Origin of the sequence: Hymenobacter aquaticus, assembly GCF_004765605.1 — a bacterium.
Classification (GTDB): domain Bacteria; phylum Bacteroidota; class Bacteroidia; order Cytophagales; family Hymenobacteraceae; genus Hymenobacter; species Hymenobacter aquaticus.
The window spans coordinates 1609532-1625945 of record NZ_SRLC01000001.1; the positions used below are offsets into that span (position 1 = coordinate 1609532).

16 protein-coding genes and 1 other RNA gene are annotated in these 16414 nt (G+C 64.3%); 9 read left to right on the forward strand and 8 right to left on the reverse strand.

Features of this window, described 5'->3' with window-relative positions; genetic code table 11:
* Window position 1 precedes the first annotated feature (1 nt).
* The 6 genes from E5K00_RS06585 to E5K00_RS06610 form a co-directional block, all read right to left on the reverse strand.
* A complete protein-coding gene (locus tag E5K00_RS06585; protein ID WP_135462443.1) occupies window positions 2-706 on the reverse strand; it encodes a cell division ATP-binding protein FtsE in 705 nt (234 codons plus the stop codon).
* A gap of 172 nt (window positions 707-878) precedes the next feature.
* A complete protein-coding gene (locus E5K00_RS06590) occupies window positions 879-1085 on the reverse strand; it encodes a fructose-6-phosphate aldolase (RefSeq protein ID WP_135462444.1) in 207 nt (68 codons plus the stop codon).
* A gap of 135 nt (window positions 1086-1220) precedes the next feature.
* Window positions 1221-1877 carry a fructose-6-phosphate aldolase gene (gene fsa / locus E5K00_RS06595; RefSeq protein ID WP_135462445.1) on the reverse strand — a complete coding sequence of 219 codons (657 nt, stop codon included), beginning with the start codon at window positions 1875-1877 and terminating at the stop codon, window positions 1221-1223.
* Between the two features lie 85 nt (window positions 1878-1962).
* An RNA gene (gene ffs / locus E5K00_RS06600) (signal recognition particle sRNA small type) lies at window positions 1963-2059 on the reverse strand.
* Between the two features lie 112 nt (window positions 2060-2171).
* Window positions 2172-2609: a carboxypeptidase-like regulatory domain-containing protein gene (locus E5K00_RS06605; RefSeq protein WP_167856774.1), complete on the reverse strand. Its 438-nt coding sequence runs from the start codon at window positions 2607-2609 to the stop codon at window positions 2172-2174.
* Between the two features lie 262 nt (window positions 2610-2871).
* Entirely contained in the window at window positions 2872-3372 is a 501-nt protein-coding gene (locus E5K00_RS06610; RefSeq protein WP_135462447.1) for a carboxypeptidase-like regulatory domain-containing protein, read from the reverse strand.
* A 274-nt stretch (window positions 3373-3646) separates the two neighbouring features.
* On the opposite strand from E5K00_RS06610, the gene guaA reads away from it, so the two are divergent.
* Window positions 3647-5179 carry a glutamine-hydrolyzing GMP synthase gene (gene guaA / locus E5K00_RS06615; protein WP_135462448.1) on the forward strand — a complete coding sequence of 511 codons (1533 nt, stop codon included), beginning with the start codon at window positions 3647-3649 and terminating at the stop codon, window positions 5177-5179.
* Between the two features lie 158 nt (window positions 5180-5337).
* Complete coding sequence (locus E5K00_RS06620) at window positions 5338-5526, forward strand: hypothetical protein (RefSeq protein WP_135462449.1); 189 nt, start codon at window positions 5338-5340, stop codon at window positions 5524-5526.
* 12 nt (window positions 5527-5538) lie between these two features.
* Here E5K00_RS06620 and E5K00_RS06625 read toward each other — a convergent pair whose 3' ends face one another.
* Window positions 5539-7428: a DUF4153 domain-containing protein gene (locus E5K00_RS06625; RefSeq protein ID WP_135462450.1), complete on the reverse strand. Its 1890-nt coding sequence runs from the start codon at window positions 7426-7428 to the stop codon at window positions 5539-5541.
* Window positions 7429-7564: 136 nt separating this feature from the next.
* Between E5K00_RS06625 and E5K00_RS06630 the strand changes: the two genes are divergently transcribed.
* Together E5K00_RS06630 and E5K00_RS06635 are read left to right on the forward strand one after the other, a co-directional pair.
* The gene (locus tag E5K00_RS06630; RefSeq protein WP_135462451.1) at window positions 7565-8305 is read left to right on the forward strand and encodes a hypothetical protein; all 741 of its coding nucleotides are present in this window, start codon (window positions 7565-7567) and stop codon (window positions 8303-8305) included.
* A 2-nt stretch (window positions 8306-8307) separates the two neighbouring features.
* Window positions 8308-9018 carry a type 1 glutamine amidotransferase gene (locus tag E5K00_RS06635; protein ID WP_135462452.1) on the forward strand — a complete coding sequence of 237 codons (711 nt, stop codon included), beginning with the start codon at window positions 8308-8310 and terminating at the stop codon, window positions 9016-9018.
* Here the strand turns inward: E5K00_RS06635 and E5K00_RS06640 are convergent.
* Window positions 9015-9710 (reverse strand): DUF1361 domain-containing protein, encoded by a 696-nt coding sequence (locus E5K00_RS06640; RefSeq protein WP_135462453.1) that lies wholly within the window; start codon window positions 9708-9710, stop codon window positions 9015-9017. The genes E5K00_RS06635 and E5K00_RS06640 overlap by 4 nt on opposite strands.
* A gap of 196 nt (window positions 9711-9906) precedes the next feature.
* Here E5K00_RS06640 and E5K00_RS23190 point away from each other — a divergent pair, with 196 nt between their 5' ends.
* The 5 genes from E5K00_RS23190 to E5K00_RS06665 all read left to right on the forward strand — a co-directional run bounded on the left by E5K00_RS23190 (window position 9907) and on the right by E5K00_RS06665 (window position 16383).
* A complete protein-coding gene (locus tag E5K00_RS23190) occupies window positions 9907-11931 on the forward strand; it encodes an ABC transporter substrate-binding protein (RefSeq protein WP_135462454.1) in 2025 nt (674 codons plus the stop codon).
* Window positions 11932-12033: 102 nt separating this feature from the next.
* On the forward strand, window positions 12034-13359 hold the full coding sequence (hemL, locus tag E5K00_RS06650; RefSeq protein WP_135462455.1) for a glutamate-1-semialdehyde 2,1-aminomutase: 1326 nt from the start codon (window positions 12034-12036) through the stop codon (window positions 13357-13359).
* A 417-nt stretch (window positions 13360-13776) separates the two neighbouring features.
* Window positions 13777-14646 (forward strand): hypothetical protein, encoded by an 870-nt coding sequence (locus E5K00_RS06655; RefSeq protein ID WP_135462456.1) that lies wholly within the window; start codon window positions 13777-13779, stop codon window positions 14644-14646.
* 132 nt (window positions 14647-14778) lie between these two features.
* Window positions 14779-15318: a dCTP deaminase gene (gene dcd / locus E5K00_RS06660; RefSeq protein WP_135462457.1), complete on the forward strand. Its 540-nt coding sequence runs from the start codon at window positions 14779-14781 to the stop codon at window positions 15316-15318.
* A gap of 45 nt (window positions 15319-15363) precedes the next feature.
* Window positions 15364-16383 carry an Atu2307/SP_0267 family LLM class monooxygenase gene (locus E5K00_RS06665; protein WP_135462458.1) on the forward strand — a complete coding sequence of 340 codons (1020 nt, stop codon included), beginning with the start codon at window positions 15364-15366 and terminating at the stop codon, window positions 16381-16383.
* The last annotated feature ends 31 nt before the right edge of the window (window positions 16384-16414 follow it).

The following is a 16414-nucleotide window of genomic DNA, read 5'->3' on the forward strand; positions in this document are numbered from 1 at the left end:
TTTATTCGGGTAGCATAACTGCCGTACGCACCGAGTCGAGCAGCTGCCCGTTCTCGCACTTGAGAATCCGCTTCGGATACTGGCGGATAATCTGGTAGTTGTGGGTAGCCATCAGCACGGCCGTTCCCGCATTGTTGATTTCCATGAACAGCCGCATGATGCTGTCGGCCACGTCGGGGTCGAGGTTGCCGGTGGGCTCGTCGGCCAGCAGCAGCACGGGCTCGTTGAGCAGGGCGCGGGCAATAACGACGCGCTGCTGCTCGCCGCCGGAAAGCTGGTGGGGCATTTTGCTGGCCGCCCCGGCCAGGCCCACGCGCATGAGCACCTCCGAAATACGCTGCTGAATCTTGGCCTTGCCGCTCCAACCGGTGGCTTTGAGCACGAACAACAGGTTTTCGGCTACCGAACGGTCGAACAGCAGCTGAAAATCCTGGAAGATGATGCCCAGCTTGCGGCGCAGATACGGCACTTTGTCGGTGCCCAGCTTGAGCAGGCCGTAGCCGGCCACGGTGCCCACGCCTCCGCCCAGGGGCAGGTCGGCGTACAGGGTTTTCAGCAGGGAGCTTTTCCCCGAGCCGGTGCGGCCCACCAGGTACGCAAACTCGCCTTTGTCGAGCGTGAAAGAGACTTTCTGCAGAATCGTATTCACGTCCTGCATCACGTACACGTCGTGAAGCTCAATGACCGGCGCGGAGGAAGTAGGCATTCTGGGGGTAGGGCTTGGGGAAAGGAGGGTTTGGAGCGTATTGGGAATGGCATTCCCAACCTGAACGTCATTCCGAGCTTGCCGAGGAATCTCGCGTGCTGAGGTTGCAAGGCTATTGATTACCATGGCACGCGAGATGTCTCGGCTTCGCTCGGAATGACGTTCAATGTACTCAGGCCAGCTCCAGCTTCTGCAATTTACCAAACGTGAGGCCTTCGATGACGGCCGCCAGCGCCGTTTCCTTGCCCTCCAGCCCGTAGCGGTGCAGGTCCTTCAGCGGCCGGTCGGCCCGGAAATAGGCAATGAGCACGAAGTTCTCGTCGCGCAGCTGAATGTAGTCCGGAATCTTGGCCTTGCCTTTTACCTTGATGATGTACATCTTTTTAATGTGCTAATGTGCTGATGTGGGAAATGTGCTAATGTGGCAGCAAATCAGAGTATGCAAGCATCTGGTTGGCAAGATGTTTAGCACATTCACCCCACATTAGCACATTTCCCACATCAGCACATTATTTTACGAATTGACGCGCTTGTGGTCGGCCAGGAAGGTGGCCAGGCCGTTGTCGGTGAGCGGGTGCTTGAGCAGGCCGGTAATCACGCTCAGCGGGCAGGTCACCACGTCGGCCCCGATTTCGGCGCACTGAATCAGGTGGGGTACGTGGCGCACGGAGGCGGCCAGCACCTGGGTGGGGTAGCCGTAGTTGCTGAAAATATCCACGATCTGCTGCACCAGCACCAGGCCGTCGTGCCCGATGTCGTCGAGGCGGCCCACGAAGGGCGACACGTAGGTAGCCCCGGCTTTGGCGGCCAGCAGGGCCTGCCCGGCCGAGAAAATCAGGGTGCAGTTGGTTTTGATGCCTTTCTCGGAGAAGTGCTTGATGGCCTTCACCCCGTCGCGCGTCATGGGTACCTTCACCACGATACTGGGGTGCAGATCGGCCAGCATTTCGCCCTCGCGCACCATTTCTTCGAAGTCCACCGCTATTACCTCGGCCGATACGTCGCCGTCCACGATGTCGCAGATCTGCTTGTAGTGGGCCATTACGTTGTCGACGCCCTTGATGCCTTCCTTGGCCATCAGCGAGGGGTTGGTCGTCACGCCATCCAGTACGCCCAGGTCAACGGCTTCCTGAATATCCTTGAGGTTGGCAGTGTCAATGAAGAATTTCATGCGGGAATGGGTTAAAAAAAGAATCCCCAAAGCTAACCGTTTGCCGGCAAATGCGGCGGGGCGGAAGCGTTGGGGAAAGGACAAAAAAATAGCGAGCCAAAATCGCACCGCTCAACCACTTACCCTTGCTACCTTCCGGTCCTGGGGGAGTTCAGCAGGAGCTGGTCGTTCTGACTCGCCGCTGCAAATATACAAGGCTTATTTGGCAGAAAGCTAGCATGGCGTCAATATTTTCATCCCGACGCCATTTAAGCCCAGAGTATCAGCGGCTTTATTTTTTTCGAAACCCGGTTTTTAGTGCTTCCAGGCCTTGTTGGCGGCTTTGCTTTGCTTTTTCAGCTGCCGCTCGTAGTTCTCAATCGGGTCGAGGCGAAACGTAGTTGGCTGCAGCGAATTGATGGGCAGTTGCAGCTCCTGGTAGCCCGCGTAGCTGGCTCGCAGCACCGGCGTAGCCGCCGTCGACTGAATCATGAACTGCCCGTCGGCATTGGTGGTGATGACCTCGCCTTTGTCGGAAATGATGGTGGCACCGGCCAGGGGCTCCCCTTCTTCGTTGAGCACGTAGCCGGTCAGCACTTTGGTGGTGGCTTTGGCGGCCGGGGCCTTTTTCACGACTTCGGCCGGCTTGGTTTTGGCGGCCGGCTCCAGCACGGCCAGCGACTCGGCACCGGCTTTGGCACGGGCGGCCGGCTTGGGGGCCGCCGACTGGGCCGCCGCTACGAAGGGCAACAATACGCAGGCAAGGCTGCAAACAGAACGGGTCAAATGCTTCATCCAGACGGGGGTAAGGTGAACAAACGGAGTGGCGCCGGGGTAGTTAGCCGGGCCGAATGCCCGTCGTATACGCAAGAACGGCACTTGTGGCTTGGTAGGCCCGGGCCACCTCCCCTGCTTGGCGCCGACTTTGGGCCCTTAACGCCAAAAAGCCCCCGGCCGATACAGCCGGAGGCAACAGGATTTTGGCCAAAACGGCCCGCGGGCCGCATAGTGAAGCTTAGTGCCGGCTGCTGCGGGCCAGTTTCTTCTTGTTGGCGGCGGGCAGCAGGCGCACGGCCGTCGGCAGGAAATTGCTGGCCTGTAGCTGCTGCTCTTCGTAGCCGGCGTAGCTGAACGTCAGGGTGTTGACGCCCGAGGGCACTTCCAGGCTGTATTCGCCGTCGGCGTTGGTGCTGGCAATGGCGGCCACGTCTTTGGCAAACACCACCACCCCGGCCATTGGCTTGTTCTGCTCGTCCAGCACCCGGCCCTTCACCGTGACCAGCGGGGCCGCCGGGGCTTCGGCCGGCGCGGCGGCAATGGGCGCGGCCGGCACCGTTTCCGGGGGCGTTGTGACGAGCGAATCGGCGCGGGGCGCGGGCGTAGCGGCCGACTGCGGCGAGGCTTTCTTTTGCACCTGGGCCGCAATCAGGGAAGGATCGGCTGTCGTCTGGGCCTGGGCGGCGCACACGGGGCCCAGCAGGCAGAAAAGGCCCAATACTCGTAGAACGTGGGACATGGAGCAGGATTTTAGAGCCAAAGATTTTTCCAAATATGCCCCGGCCCCGGCGGCGGGAAAAGGCCGAAACGCCTGTAGCTGTGAAGGTAACAAAACCGCTATTACATAGTAAAAAACCTATTTACTGGGTTGATTTCTGATTTTCGTCCGATTTTTCCTTCCCGATTGCCTACCAATTGTGACGTGGAATTTCTTTCTCCCGGCCCAGGGGCTGCCCGCCAAATGATAACCGGCCCCGGTTTGGCTCGTGGGGCGGCGGTCCTTAACTTTGCGCATGCCCCAACAGATTTTAATTCTCGATTTCGGCTCCCAGTACACCCAGCTCATTGCCCGACGCATTCGGGAATTGAACGTCTACTGCGAGATTCATCCGTATACGCACGCCCCGGACCTCACTGAGGATATCCGGGGCGTTGTGCTTTCGGGTAGCCCCTGCTCGGTGCGCGACCCGGAAGCGCCCAACCCCGACTTGAGCCGCTACCTGGGTAAGGTGCCGGTGCTGGGCGTGTGCTACGGTGCCCAGCTGCTGGCCCAGCAAGGCGGCGGCGAAGTGCTGCCCGCCACCATCCGGGAGTACGGCCGGGCCCGCCTCAGCCACCTAAACGCCAGCAACCCGCTGATGCGGGAGCTGACCAGCGGCTCGCAGGTGTGGATGTCGCACGGCGACACGATTAAGACCCTGCCCGCGGGCTTCGACATCATTGCCAGCACCCCGGAAGTGGCCGTGGCGGCCTACCACGTGGTGGGCCAGGAAACCTACGGCATCCAGTTTCACCCCGAGGTGACGCACTCCACGGAGGGCAAGCTGCTGATGCGCAACTTCGTGGTCGACATCTGCGGCTGCGACCAAAGCTGGACGCCCGAGCACTTCGTGGATAGCATGGTGCTGGCCCTGCAAAACACCATCGGCCCCGACGACCAGGTGATTCTGGGTTTGTCGGGCGGCGTCGACTCCTCGGTGGCGGCTTTGCTGCTGCACCGGGCCATCGGGCCCCGTTTGCACGGCATTTTCGTCAACAACGGGCTGCTGCGCAAGGATGAGTTTGAGAGCGTGCTGCACTCCTATAAGGACCTGGGCCTGAACGTGCGCGGCGTGGATGCTTCGCAGGAGTTCTACACGGCCCTGGCTGGCATCAGCGACCCGGAGGGCAAGCGCAAAGCCATTGGCCGCACCTTCGTGGAAATCTTCGACCAGGAAGCCCAGAAGGTGGAAGGCGCCCGGTGGCTGGCCCAGGGCACGATTTACCCGGACGTTATTGAGTCGGTGTCGGTGAAAGGGCCGGCCGTGACGATTAAGAGCCACCACAACGTGGGCGGCCTGCCGGAGAAGATGAACCTGAAAATCGTGGAGCCGCTGCGGGCCTTGTTCAAAGATGAGGTGCGGCAGGTAGGCGACGCGCTGGAGCTGCCCCACAACATTCTGCACCGCCACCCCTTCCCCGGTCCCGGCCTGGGCATCCGCATCCTGGGCGACGTGACCCCGCACAAAGTAGACCTGCTGCAGCGCGCCGACGCTATTTTCATCGACGGCCTGCGCGAGTTTGGCCTCTACGAGCAGGTGTGGCAGGCCGGCGTGATGCTGCTGCCGATTCAGAGCGTGGGCGTGATGGGCGACGAGCGGACCTACGAGCAGGTAGTGGCCCTGCGCGCCGTGACCAGCGTGGACGGCATGACGGCCGACTGGGCCCACCTCCCCTACGACTTCCTGGCCCACGTCTCCAACAAAATCATCAACCAGGTGCGCGGCATCAACCGCGTGGTGTACGACATCAGCTCCAAGCCCCCGGCCACGATTGAGTGGGAGTAGCGGTGAAATAGTGAAATAGTGAATGAGTGAGTTCATTCAATAGTCAGCGAAAAAAGGCTGCTTCGGGGTTCCGGGGCAGCCTTTTTCTTTTCGGCGGGGCCTTACGCTGGATGTCTGGTGGGCCGACTATTTTTGCGGTTCACCTGATTGGAACGCTGATGCTGTTTATTGCCCTGCTGGTTGGTTTGATAAGCTTGTGGATGGCCTGGCCGGGCCTGCAGCGGCCGGCTGGAACCGCCCCGGCCAGCTACGCCCTGCGCTGGGTGCTGTTTGGGTTGCTGCTGGGCAGTACCCTGTTTCTGCTGTACCTGTTCTACGGCCTGCGGGTGTCGGCTCAGACGCCCTAAGTCTTTGGCCGGCTACCGACGGCTGTCGGCTAGCTCCAGCAACGCCTGCCCCGCGAAAGTGTACGTTACCGTGTCACTCTTCTGGTGGCGGGCCACGTGCTGCAGCAACAGCGTGAGGGCCAGGTCATTTGCCCGGGCGGCCAGCTTCATTTTGGTTTTGTCTGCCTCTACCGAAAGCTCGGGGTTGCGGCCATGCTCGCGCGCCAGGGAGTCGGCGACGGTGCCGGGCGACACGCTCAGCTGCCGCTGCCACTTGCCATCGGCCCGCTGCTGCTCCAGCCACAGGTCGTGGCCCTGGTGCACGGCCCGCAGGCGGAAGGCTCCTTCCCGCACCGAAAGCTCGGTGAGCACGCTTCCAGGATAGTCGCCATACGTGTCATAATCCACGTTGGGCAGCCAGTAGCGGCCAGTACCCAGGTCATAAAAGCTAACCGAGGCCGTATAAAAATCGGCCCGCATTTCTTCGTCCGTGTCATAATCGTAGCGGCTGGCCCGGGCAATATCAGTGGCGGCAAACAGCTGCTCGGTCTGCCAGCTTTGTTGCCGGCCCTTGGGCTTGCTACGCAACGAATCAGGCACTTGCAGGGACGCGGCAAACAGGGGCTGCAACTGCTGCACCGCGTTTCGTTCGGCAAAAAACTCGAAGATGGACGTCAGCCGCTTGCGGGCCGCCAGGGGCAGCTTCGGCACGCGCACCCCGGCCGAATCCAGCCGGCCGTTTGCCAGCAGCCGGTACTGCGCGGCCAGCTCGTGCAACTCCCGCAGCTGGCTGCGCTGGGCCACGGCAAAGGCGCTCCAGGGGCCGGCCACCGTCAGCAAGGCCACTACGGCCAACGAGGCCGGAATCCAGATGATGCCCCGCCCCTGCCGCCAGAGAAAGTACGCGAGGATGCCCGCCAGCCACAGGGCCAGCACCAGCACGTAGTAGCGCTCCTCGGTGATGCCGTAGGCCTGAATGCGGGTGCCGATGGCCACGGCCAGCAGCGCCAGCAAGGGCAGCAGGGCCCGGTAAAACCAGCGCGCGAAGGTGCGAATCCAGGTGTTTTCGGCTTCGTCCCGAACGGGGTGAATGAGCAGCAGGGCGAAGATGCCGGCCACCGAAAACACCAGAATCAGCAAGGAAACCCAGCCTTTGGGCAGCTCCCACTGCACCAGAATCCGGCCCAGGTAAGCGTAGAGAATACCCAGGTAGAGCAGTATCAGGGGCAGCAGCACAAACTGGGTGAATACCTTCAGGCCCTTCGGGTAGGGCGCCGGCTGCTCCAGGGCTGCAAAGTCGTGGGGCACACCGGCCAGGAAAAACCAAGTATTGAACACCGTAGCCAGCACCGTAAACAGGTAACCGTAGATGTGCCGGTCGAGCGTTACTTCAAACAGGTTGTCGATGGCCACCAGGGCCAGGGCGCAGCCGGCAAACAGCACGCCCGAGTAGAGCCCGGCCGCGAGAATGCGCAGAAACAGGGTTTCGTTGTAGCGCCAGAAGCCGGGCGTGTCGGCCGCGCGGCGCAGCTCGGGCAGGTAGGGCACCACGGCTACCAGCAGGTGCAGCGCCACCAGCAGTACAAACAGCCGCAGCCCCCACACCACGTCGGGCTCGGCGGGGCTGACGGCGTACCACAGCGCCAGCAGGCCCAGCGTGCCGAGAATTGCCGCGAGCTTGCGCAGGCCCGACCACCGGTAGCGCTCCGCGGCCAGGGCCGTACTCAGCGTCAGCGTCAGGCCCAGCCCGGCCGTCGACAGCACCGGGAATAGCCAGCTCAGCTGCTGCTCTTCCTGGTTACTGATACGCTGGAGGTAGATGCTCACGCCGCAGAGCACCAGGGCGCAGAGCAGCGTCAGCGGGAAGCGGCGCACCACCCGGGCGGCTTCGGCCACGACGTGCTGCAGGGAAGGAAGTTTCATCGACTATATAGAATAGGGGCGGCAAGAAACGGCTTTCCGGCGAGTTGCGGGCATGGCTAACCGAGGCTGCGGCCGAAGCCCTATCTTTGCCCCGGTGCCGCGTATTGGCAATCCCCCTTTTGTCCTGCTCTGACCAATGCCCGTTACCCTACCTTGGGTGTTGCGCCGCGCTCTGTGGGCGGTGCTGCTTCTCTTCGGCGGCCTGGCCGCGCAAGCCCAGCACCACTCCCCCGCCCCGGCTAGCACCGACCGACCCGGCACCCACGGCATGCTGGTTTTTGGCACTACCCGCGTGTTTGCCTCCCACCTGCCCATGTTTCACGGCCCGCACCACTACCAGGTGGTGCTGGAACTGACGCTCAGCGACTCGGCCAAGGCGGTCTACCAGGCCAGCTGGCAGCAGTTTCCCGGGGAAACGGTGTACACCCTGGAGCCCGAGCAGTTTGTGCTGCCCGAGATGGTGCGCCAGCCCCGGCCCTTTCGGGCCACGCTCTACCGGGGGCATTTTGAGCGGGGCGGCACGCCCATTGCCCGCCAGATTACGGTGCGCATCAAGCAGGTGCTCTACTTCGAGCAGCTCAACCCCAAGGCCCGCCCCAAGCCGGCCGTGCTGCTGGTGGGCCAGGGCTTCGAGCAGTTTTTGCTTCACCGCATTGCCGGCCGGCCCGATTTCGACCAGGTAGTGCAGCTGCGGGAGCAGGCCAGAGTCGGCCTGCGGGCCTGGACCGAGCCGCTCCTGCAACTATTCTATACCAAGGCGGCCAAACAACCCTTGCAAGCCGGGCAAGACCTGCTGCTGCGGCCCGCGGCGGGTGGGGAAGTCAGCGCCCGGCGGGTGACCCGCAGCCTGTACCTCGAACACGACGACCTCCGCTAACGATGCGCCTGCACTGCCTGCAGCACGCGGCCTTCGAAACGCCCGGCACCATCCTGGACTGGGCCGCCCGCCACGGCCACGGCTGGACCTACACCCGCCTCTACGAAGCAAGCCCCACGTTCCCGGCCCTGCCCGCCTTCGACTGGCTGCTGATTCTGGGTGGCGCGATGGGCGTGCACGACGAAGCACTGCACCCGTGGCTGCCACCGGAAAAGCAGTTCATCCGGGCCGCCATTCAGGCCGGCAAGGTGGTCGTGGGAATTTGCCTGGGCGCCCAGCTCGTAGCCGATGCCTTGGGCGCGGCCGTGTACCGCCACGAGGCGCTGGAAATTGGTTTCTGGCCGATTTATCCCCCAACCGCAGCTCCGGCGCACCCGCTTTTTCCGCCCCTGCCGGCGGCTTCCCTGACCGTGCTGCACTGGCACGGCGACACGTTTGACCTGCCCGCTGACGCCACCCTACTGGCCTCTTCCGCCGCCTGCGCCCGGCAGGCTTTCGTCTTTGATAACCGGGTGGTGGGGTTGCAGTTTCACCCCGAGCTGACGGCCGAACTGCTCGACGCCATGCTGCTACACGACGGCCACGAGCTGGTGCCGGGGCCCTGGGTGCAGCCGGCCGCCGAGCTGCAACAGCGCACGGCGGAGCTGGCGGCGGGGCAGGCCTTTCTATTCGCGCTGCTCGACCAGCTGGCGGCCGGGCACCAGCGCCGCTAGTCCTCGATGGGAGCCGGGTTCAGGCGGCCCAGCAGGCGCACGGTGCTGTAGCCCAGCAGCAGAAACACGCCGAACAGCAGCGTGACGCCCCAGGTGCGCGGATGGGCCGCCGGGTGCAGCACCCGGTTCAGAATATCGTAGAACAGGTTCAGCGGGTTGGTGATGATGTCCCAGCTGTTGAAGCGCAGGTAGCGGCCCAGGTAGATGCCGAAGCTGCTCAGCAGCAGGGCCACCACCACGAAGACCCAGCTAACGGCCGGCCCGAGCCGCCGCCGCACCAGGGCCTGCATATCCAGCAACGACGCGTAGGCCAGCATCAGCCCGTTCCAGGCGCAGCTCAGAATCAGGGCCAGGTCGTACCAGTAGGGCACGCCGCTGCGGGGCTCCAGGTGAAACAGGTCGGTGAGGATGTAGGGCGCGTTGGGGAAAAACAGCAGCCACACGGCCCCGACCGGCAGCAGCAGCCGGGCCCGCACCGGGCCGGCCGCCAGGCCCAGCATGGTGCTCAGCCCGAACGGAATAAGAGCCAGAAACAGGTTCCAGAGCAGGAATACGAAGTAGACCTTGTGCGTCAGGAACACCCGGAACGTGACCAGCACCACGCTCAAAGTCAGGGAAGCGCCCAGCAGCAGCAGCAGGTTGAAGCGCTGGCGCAGCTCGGGCTGGGAAAAGGCGGCGGAAGAAGGTAGCATAGGCCCGGAAACGAAAAACTCACTTGCCCAGTATACGCCCCGGCCCAGTTTGGGCGGCGGAGTAGCGGGCCGTTAAAATAACCCAGAAATTGAATACCCTCCGCTTCCCCACCGATCCTACGTACCTTTGCCCGAATCCAGCTACCGGCCCGCGCCGGGTTTCTGCCCTTCTGACCTAATTCCCTGGCCCTCTGCTATGAGGCATTCCTTTGCTTTCCGGCTGGCAGCCACGCTGCTGACGCTTACTCCCCCTACCGCCCTCTGGGCCCAGCAGCCGGCCCGGCCCACGGCACCGCGCCCGGCTCCGGTGGTTGGAACTCCTGCCGCTAAAAAGCCGGCCGCCAAAACACCCGCGGCCAGCACCACTCCGGCCAAAACACCCGCCGCCAGCACCGCCCCGGCGGGCAAAACCCCTGGGCAGGCAAAGCCAGCGGCTACCGGTAAAACCACGGCCGCGCCCACCTCCGGCACCGCCACGAAGCCCGCCCCCGCCGCGCCCGGCAAAACCACTTCCGCCCCCACGCCCCCGCCGGCCACCAAGGCGGCCGTGGTACCCGCCAGGCCCGCCGGTCCGCCCCTGCCAGCCAACCTGGGCTCTTCGGACCCCACGGTGCGCTACCAGAACGGCAAAACCCTGATTACCCAGACCCGCTACGACCTGGCCATGCAGGAGCTGGAGCCGCTCACGCCGCCCAGCGCCCGGTTTGACCGCGCCCCCGAAGCGGCCTACCTGTACGCCGTAGCCGCCACCCGGGCCAAAAAGTGGGCGGAAGCCGAGCAGATGCTGAATCTGCTGCGCACCGAGTACCCCGGCTGGCCCAACCTGGCCGAGGCGTTTTTCCTCCAGGCCCAGGTGTCGTTTGAGCTCAGCGAAGCCGACAACGCCCTGAAAATGCTGGCCCAGATACCGGCCGGCCGCCTCGAAGCCGAGCGCGAAGCCATGAAGGCCGTGTACCTGCCCCGGGTGAAAGACAAGCTCCAGTTCCAGACCCTGCTGCAACACTACCCCCAGGATGCCGCCGTGGGCCGCGCCTACGCCGACAAGCTCGCCAACGGCGGCTGGTACACCGACGCCGACAAGCCCACGCTCGACCAGCTCATCACGCAGTTCAGCCTCGACCGGACCCGCTACACGCCCCGGCCCAGGGCCCAGAAGAAAAGCAGCTACAACGTGGCCGTGCTGCTGCCCTTCGAGTTTGACGACCCCAGCTGGGAAAAGCAGCGCAAAAACCAGTTCGTGACGGACCTCTACGCCGGCATGCGCCTGGCCCAGGACTCGCTGCAGCGCGAGGGCCGCCCCATCCAGCTCTACTCCTACGACACCGGCGCCGACACCCTGCAACTCAAGCAGGTGCTGGCCCTGCCCGAGCTGGCTTCGATGGACCTGATTATCGGGCCCATCTACAAGTCGGGCAGCAAGATTCTGGCCCGCTACGCCCAGCAGCGGCAGATTATCTGCATCAACCCGCTTTCCCAGGACGCCGACCTGGTGCTCGACAACGGCTGGCACTACCTGTTTGAGCCCAGCACCGTCACCCAGGCCAAGCAGGCGGCGCAGTTTGCCATTTCCCGCTTCGCCAGCCGCACGGCCGTGGTGCTCTACGAGGATACCAAGGACGAAGCGGCCTTCGGACAGGCCTACAAAACGGCCTACGAAGCCCTCGGCGGCAAGGTGCTCCAACTGCGCCGCGTCAACTCCGACGTGGAGGAGTCCATCAGCGCCGGCTTCGCGGGCCTCGACCTCAAAACGGTGGGCCACCTGGTCGTGGCCTCCGACCACCGCAAGGCCGGGCCCTACACCCTGGGCGTGCTCCAGGCCCAGGGCGCCCGCCTGCCCCTGCTCACCTACGCCTCCTGGCTGGAAAACTCCCGGGTGAGCCTGGGCCAGCTCGACGCGCGCGACGTGTTCTTCGTGCATCCCAAGTACCTCGACAAAACCGCCTACGGGGTGCGGCGCTTCCGCCAGCTCTACCTCCAGCGCCAGAACCTGCCGCCGTCGGTGTTTGCCTTCACCGGCTTCGAGCTGCTCTACTACTTCGGCTCCCAGCTGCACCAGAACGGCCCCGGCTTCCAGCAGAACCTGGCCTCCTCGGGGCCGGTTTCGGGGGCCGTGTTCCAAGGCATCGGCTACCCCGCCGGCGCCCACGACAACCAGTACGTGCCCTTCACCAAGCTCGAACGCCTGGAGCTGGAAGTTCAGAACCCAGTGGGCCTCCGCTAGGTTTATTACTACTGCAGAACCTGGTAAGGAACGTCATGTCGACCAACGGGAGACATGACGTTCTGAAATCTTTTTCTCTACTCCTTCTATTATCCGCTTCCCATGTCCCAAGAACCAGCCCTGCGTACCGACCTCAACCTTGCTACTTCCGACGCGCTGTTTACCCGCGCCAAAGACCATATTCCCGGCGGCGTCAACTCGCCGGTGCGGGCCTTCCGGGCCGTGGGCGGCCACCCCGTGTTTATGCAGTCGGCGAAGGGCGCGTGGCTGACCGACGTGGACGGCAACCGCTACCTGGATTTTATCAACTCCTGGGGCCCCATGATTCTGGGCCACGCCCCCGAGGTGGTGCTCAGCGCCGTGCAGGATGCCATTCAGGGCTCCCTGTCGTTTGGCGCGCCCACCCGCCGCGAGGTGGAAATGGCCGAGCTAATCAAGAAAATGGTGCCCAGCATCGAAAAGGTGCGCTTGGTGAACTCGGGCACCGAGGCCACCATGTCGGCCATCCGGGTGGCCCGGGGCTACACCGGCCGCAACAAGATCATCAAGTTTGAGGGCTGCTACCACGGCCACGGCGACTCCTTCCTGATTGCCGCCGGCTCCGGGGCCCTCACCCTGGGCACCCCCGACTCGCCCGGCGTAACCGAAGGCGTGGCCCAGGACACCATCACGGTGGCCTACAACGACCTGGCCGCCACCCACGCCGCCATCGAAGCCAATAAAGACCAGGTAGCCGCCCTGATTCTGGAGCCCGTAGTGGGCAATATGGGCCTGGTGGCGCCCGCCGAAGGCTATTTGCAGGGCCTGCGCGCGCTGTGCACCGAGCACGGCATCGTGCTGATCTTCGACGAGGTAATGACCGGCTTCCGCCTGGCCCGCGGCGGGGCGCAGGAGCTGTATGGTATCAAACCCGACATGACCACGCTGGGTAAAATCATCGGCGGCGGCATGCCCGTGGGCGCTTACGGCGGCCGCCAGGACATTATGGACTGCGTGGCCCCGGCCGGCAAAGTCTACCAGGCCGGTACGCTCTCCGGCAACCCCATTGCCACCGCCGCCGGCATTGCCCAGCTCACCTACCTGCACGAGCACCCCGAGCTCTACCCCGAGCTGGAGCGCATCACCACCCGCATTGCCGACGGCACCCGCCAGATTGCCGCCGAGCTGGGCCTGAACTACACCGTCAACCAGGTGGGCTCGATGTTCAGCGTATTCTTCACCGATAAGCCGGTGAATAATCTGGAAGACGCCAAAACCTCCGACACCGAGGCCTTCGGCCGCTACTTCCGGGCCATGCTGCACCGCGGCATCTACCTGGCCCCGGCCCAGTACGAAGCCCTGTTCGTGTCCACGGCCGTCACCGACGACCTAGTCGACCACTACCTGACCGCCTGCCGCGAGTCGATGCGCGAAGCCCACGGCCTGTAGGCGTTTGTCCGTCCTGTTGCCAGCCAGCCCTTTCCTGCCCGCGCGGGAAAGGGCTTTTTGCTGTAGCGCGCAGCTCCCCTGCGCTATGCGTGGCACGATACGATAACGGAATTAGCTACCGACGGCAGGCCCGCGTCGCGAAGTAAAACTTCGCGCTACAGCCCCGCCACCCTCCCCGCGCGCCTCCGGAGCCCGGCCGCGCGCCTCCGCAACGCTGGCAGCCGCGGTAGAAAGAGCAGCAAGTGCTTTTCAAAGGCGGCCGCGCCCGGTAGGAAGGGGCGCCACGCCGGTAGGAACGCCGGCAACTGCGGTAGGAACCTCGGCGCGTGCATTTGGCGGGCTCCGGATAGTTTTTTCCCGGCTTTTCCGAACCACAACGGCAACTGGTTACCTTTGCGGCGAATCTGCTTTGCTGCCATGCGCCCATTTCGTCTCCTTTTCTCCCTTGCACTTCTGCTGGTTGCCGGCCTCGGCACCGGGCACGCCCAGGTAGAAGCGCCGGCCGTAGCCAACAAGCGCCTGTTCGACCGCACCGTGGACGAGCTCAACTTCCGGACGATGGAAACGGTGTACGACAAGTCGTTTACCCGCAACAAGTTTCCCGTCACGCTGCGCAGCCACAAGGCCCGCAAGGAGTTCGACGGCTTCGGCGGCAACGCCAACCTGAAGAAGCTGTTTCTGAACTACAACGACGTGTCGGAACGCTTTAAAGGGCGCTTCGGCAAGGGCCGCACCGACCTGGCCGAGTTTGAAAAGCAGCTCAACGCCCTGCTCATCGACAAGAACTTCGAGTTCTTTATCCGGGTGCTGCCGCGCGACGAGCGGGTGGCCCTGATTCGCTCCCTGCAACGGGCCATCAAGCAGGCCTCGGCCCAGTTTAACGCCTCCGAAGACCCCAACCCCGAGGACGTCGCCGTGGATGAAGCCGCCGTGCCCCCGGCCGACATCGACGCGGTGCCCACCCCCACCGACGCGGTGGAAGACCCCGCGCCCCAGCCCGACGCGCAGGCGGGTCCCACGCTGGCCTCGCCCTCGGCCGCCGGGCGCCCCCTGGATATTTCCGTGCGCCACGACTGGGTCGACTACCTGGCCCTGCTGCTCTCGGCTACGTCTACCCTGCTGCTGTTTTACATCGTGAGCAGCGTGCTGCCCGACCTGCGCGCCCGCCTCGACGGCCTGGCCGAGGAGCTGGAAGAGCGCCAGCCCACCGATGCCGCCCGCGCCCGCAAGCGCCCCGCCGGCACCCTGCCCCAGGACCGCTACGGCGACGAAGACGACCCGGAGTAAGGCGCGGTGGACGCTGTTGATTGCCGGGAGTTGATTGGTGGTTGCGTACGCTTCCGGCAGTCTTCTCCATTTGCCAATCACGACCGTCCCCTAAGCAGCATTCAACAACCAGCAATCAACAACTTCCCTTTCATGATTCTTACCGATCAGCAGATCCTGGCCGAAATTGAGCGCGGCAACATCGTCATCGAGCCTTACGACCCCAGCTGCCTGGGCACCAACTCCTACGACGTGCACCTGGGCCGCTACCTGGCCACCTACCGCGACGCGGTGCTGGACGCGCGCCAGCACAACGAAATCGACGTGTTTGACATCCCGGCCGAGGAAGGCTTCGTGCTCCAGCCCGGCGTGCTGTACCTGGGCGTGACGGAGGAATACACCGAAAGCCACGCCCAAGTGCCCTTCCTGGAAGGCAAGTCGAGCGTGGGCCGCCTCGGCATCGACATTCACGCCACCGCCGGCAAAGGCGACGTAGGCTTCTGCAACACCTGGACCCTGGAAATCTCCGTGACCCAGCCCGTGCGCGTCTACGCCGGTATGCCCATCGGCCAGCTCATCTACTTCGCCGTGCAGGGCGACGTGCAGACCTTCTACAACCGCAAGGCCAACGCCAAATACAACGACCGCACCGACAAGCCCGTGGAGTCGATGATGTGGAAAAACGTATTTTAAGGACCTGATACCAGGCCCCGAACCCTCGCCCGTAACTCTGCTCCTATGGAAGTCGGCATTGATAGTTTTGCCTCCCACCTGCTGCAAAACGGCGGCCTGCCCCTGAGCGGGCAGGAGGCCATGCGCCTGCTGCTGGAGCGCATCGAACGGGCCGACCAGGTTGGGCTCGACGTGTTTGGCATCGGTGAGCACCACCGCGCCGAATACCTCGACTCGGCCCCGGCCGTGATTCTGGCTGCGGCCGCCGCGCGCACCCAGCGCATCCGGCTGACCAGCGCCGTCACGGTGCTGTCGGCCGCCGACCCGGTGCGCGTCTTCCAGGAGTACGCCACCCTGGACCTGATTTCGCAGGGCCGGGCCGAAATGGTGGTGGGGCGCGGGTCGTCCACGGAGGCCTTCCCCCTGTTCGGCTTCAGCCTCCACGACTACGACGAGCTGTTTGCCGAGAAGCTGGAGCTGCTGCTGGCCATCCGGGAAACCGAAAAAATCCGCTGGCAGGGCCAGTACCGGCCCGCCCTCACGGGGCAGGGCGTGTATCCGCGCCCGGCGCAGGCCCAGCTGCCCATCTGGCTGGGCGTGGGCGGCACCCCCGAGTCGTTTGTGCGGGCCGGCACGCTGGGCTTGCCGCTGATGGTGGCCATCATCGGGGGCGAGACGCACCGCTTCCGCCCCCTGATTGACCTGTACCGCGAGGCGGGCCGCCGGGCCGGGCACGCCCCCGACCAGCTGAAGGTTGGGCTGCACTCCCTGGGCTACGTGGCCCCCACCACCGAGGAAGCCGTGGCCGACTTCGTGCCGGGCTACCTCGAAACCTTCAGCAAGCGGGCCCGGGAACGGGGCGGCGGCACGCTCACGCGGCAGCACTTCGAGGCGCAGGCCGGGCCGCTGGGGGCGCTGCTGGTGGGCAGCCCGGAGGAAGTAGCGGCCAAGATCCGGCGGCACGCCGAGGCCCTGGGCGGCATTTCGCGGGTCACGTTTCAGATGGACGTGGCCGTGCTGCCACACGAGAAGATTCTGCGGGCCACGGAGCTGCTGGGTACCCGGGTGGCTCCGCTGCTGCGCTAAGGCCGGCCGGGCGCGGCTTACCGGATTGGCA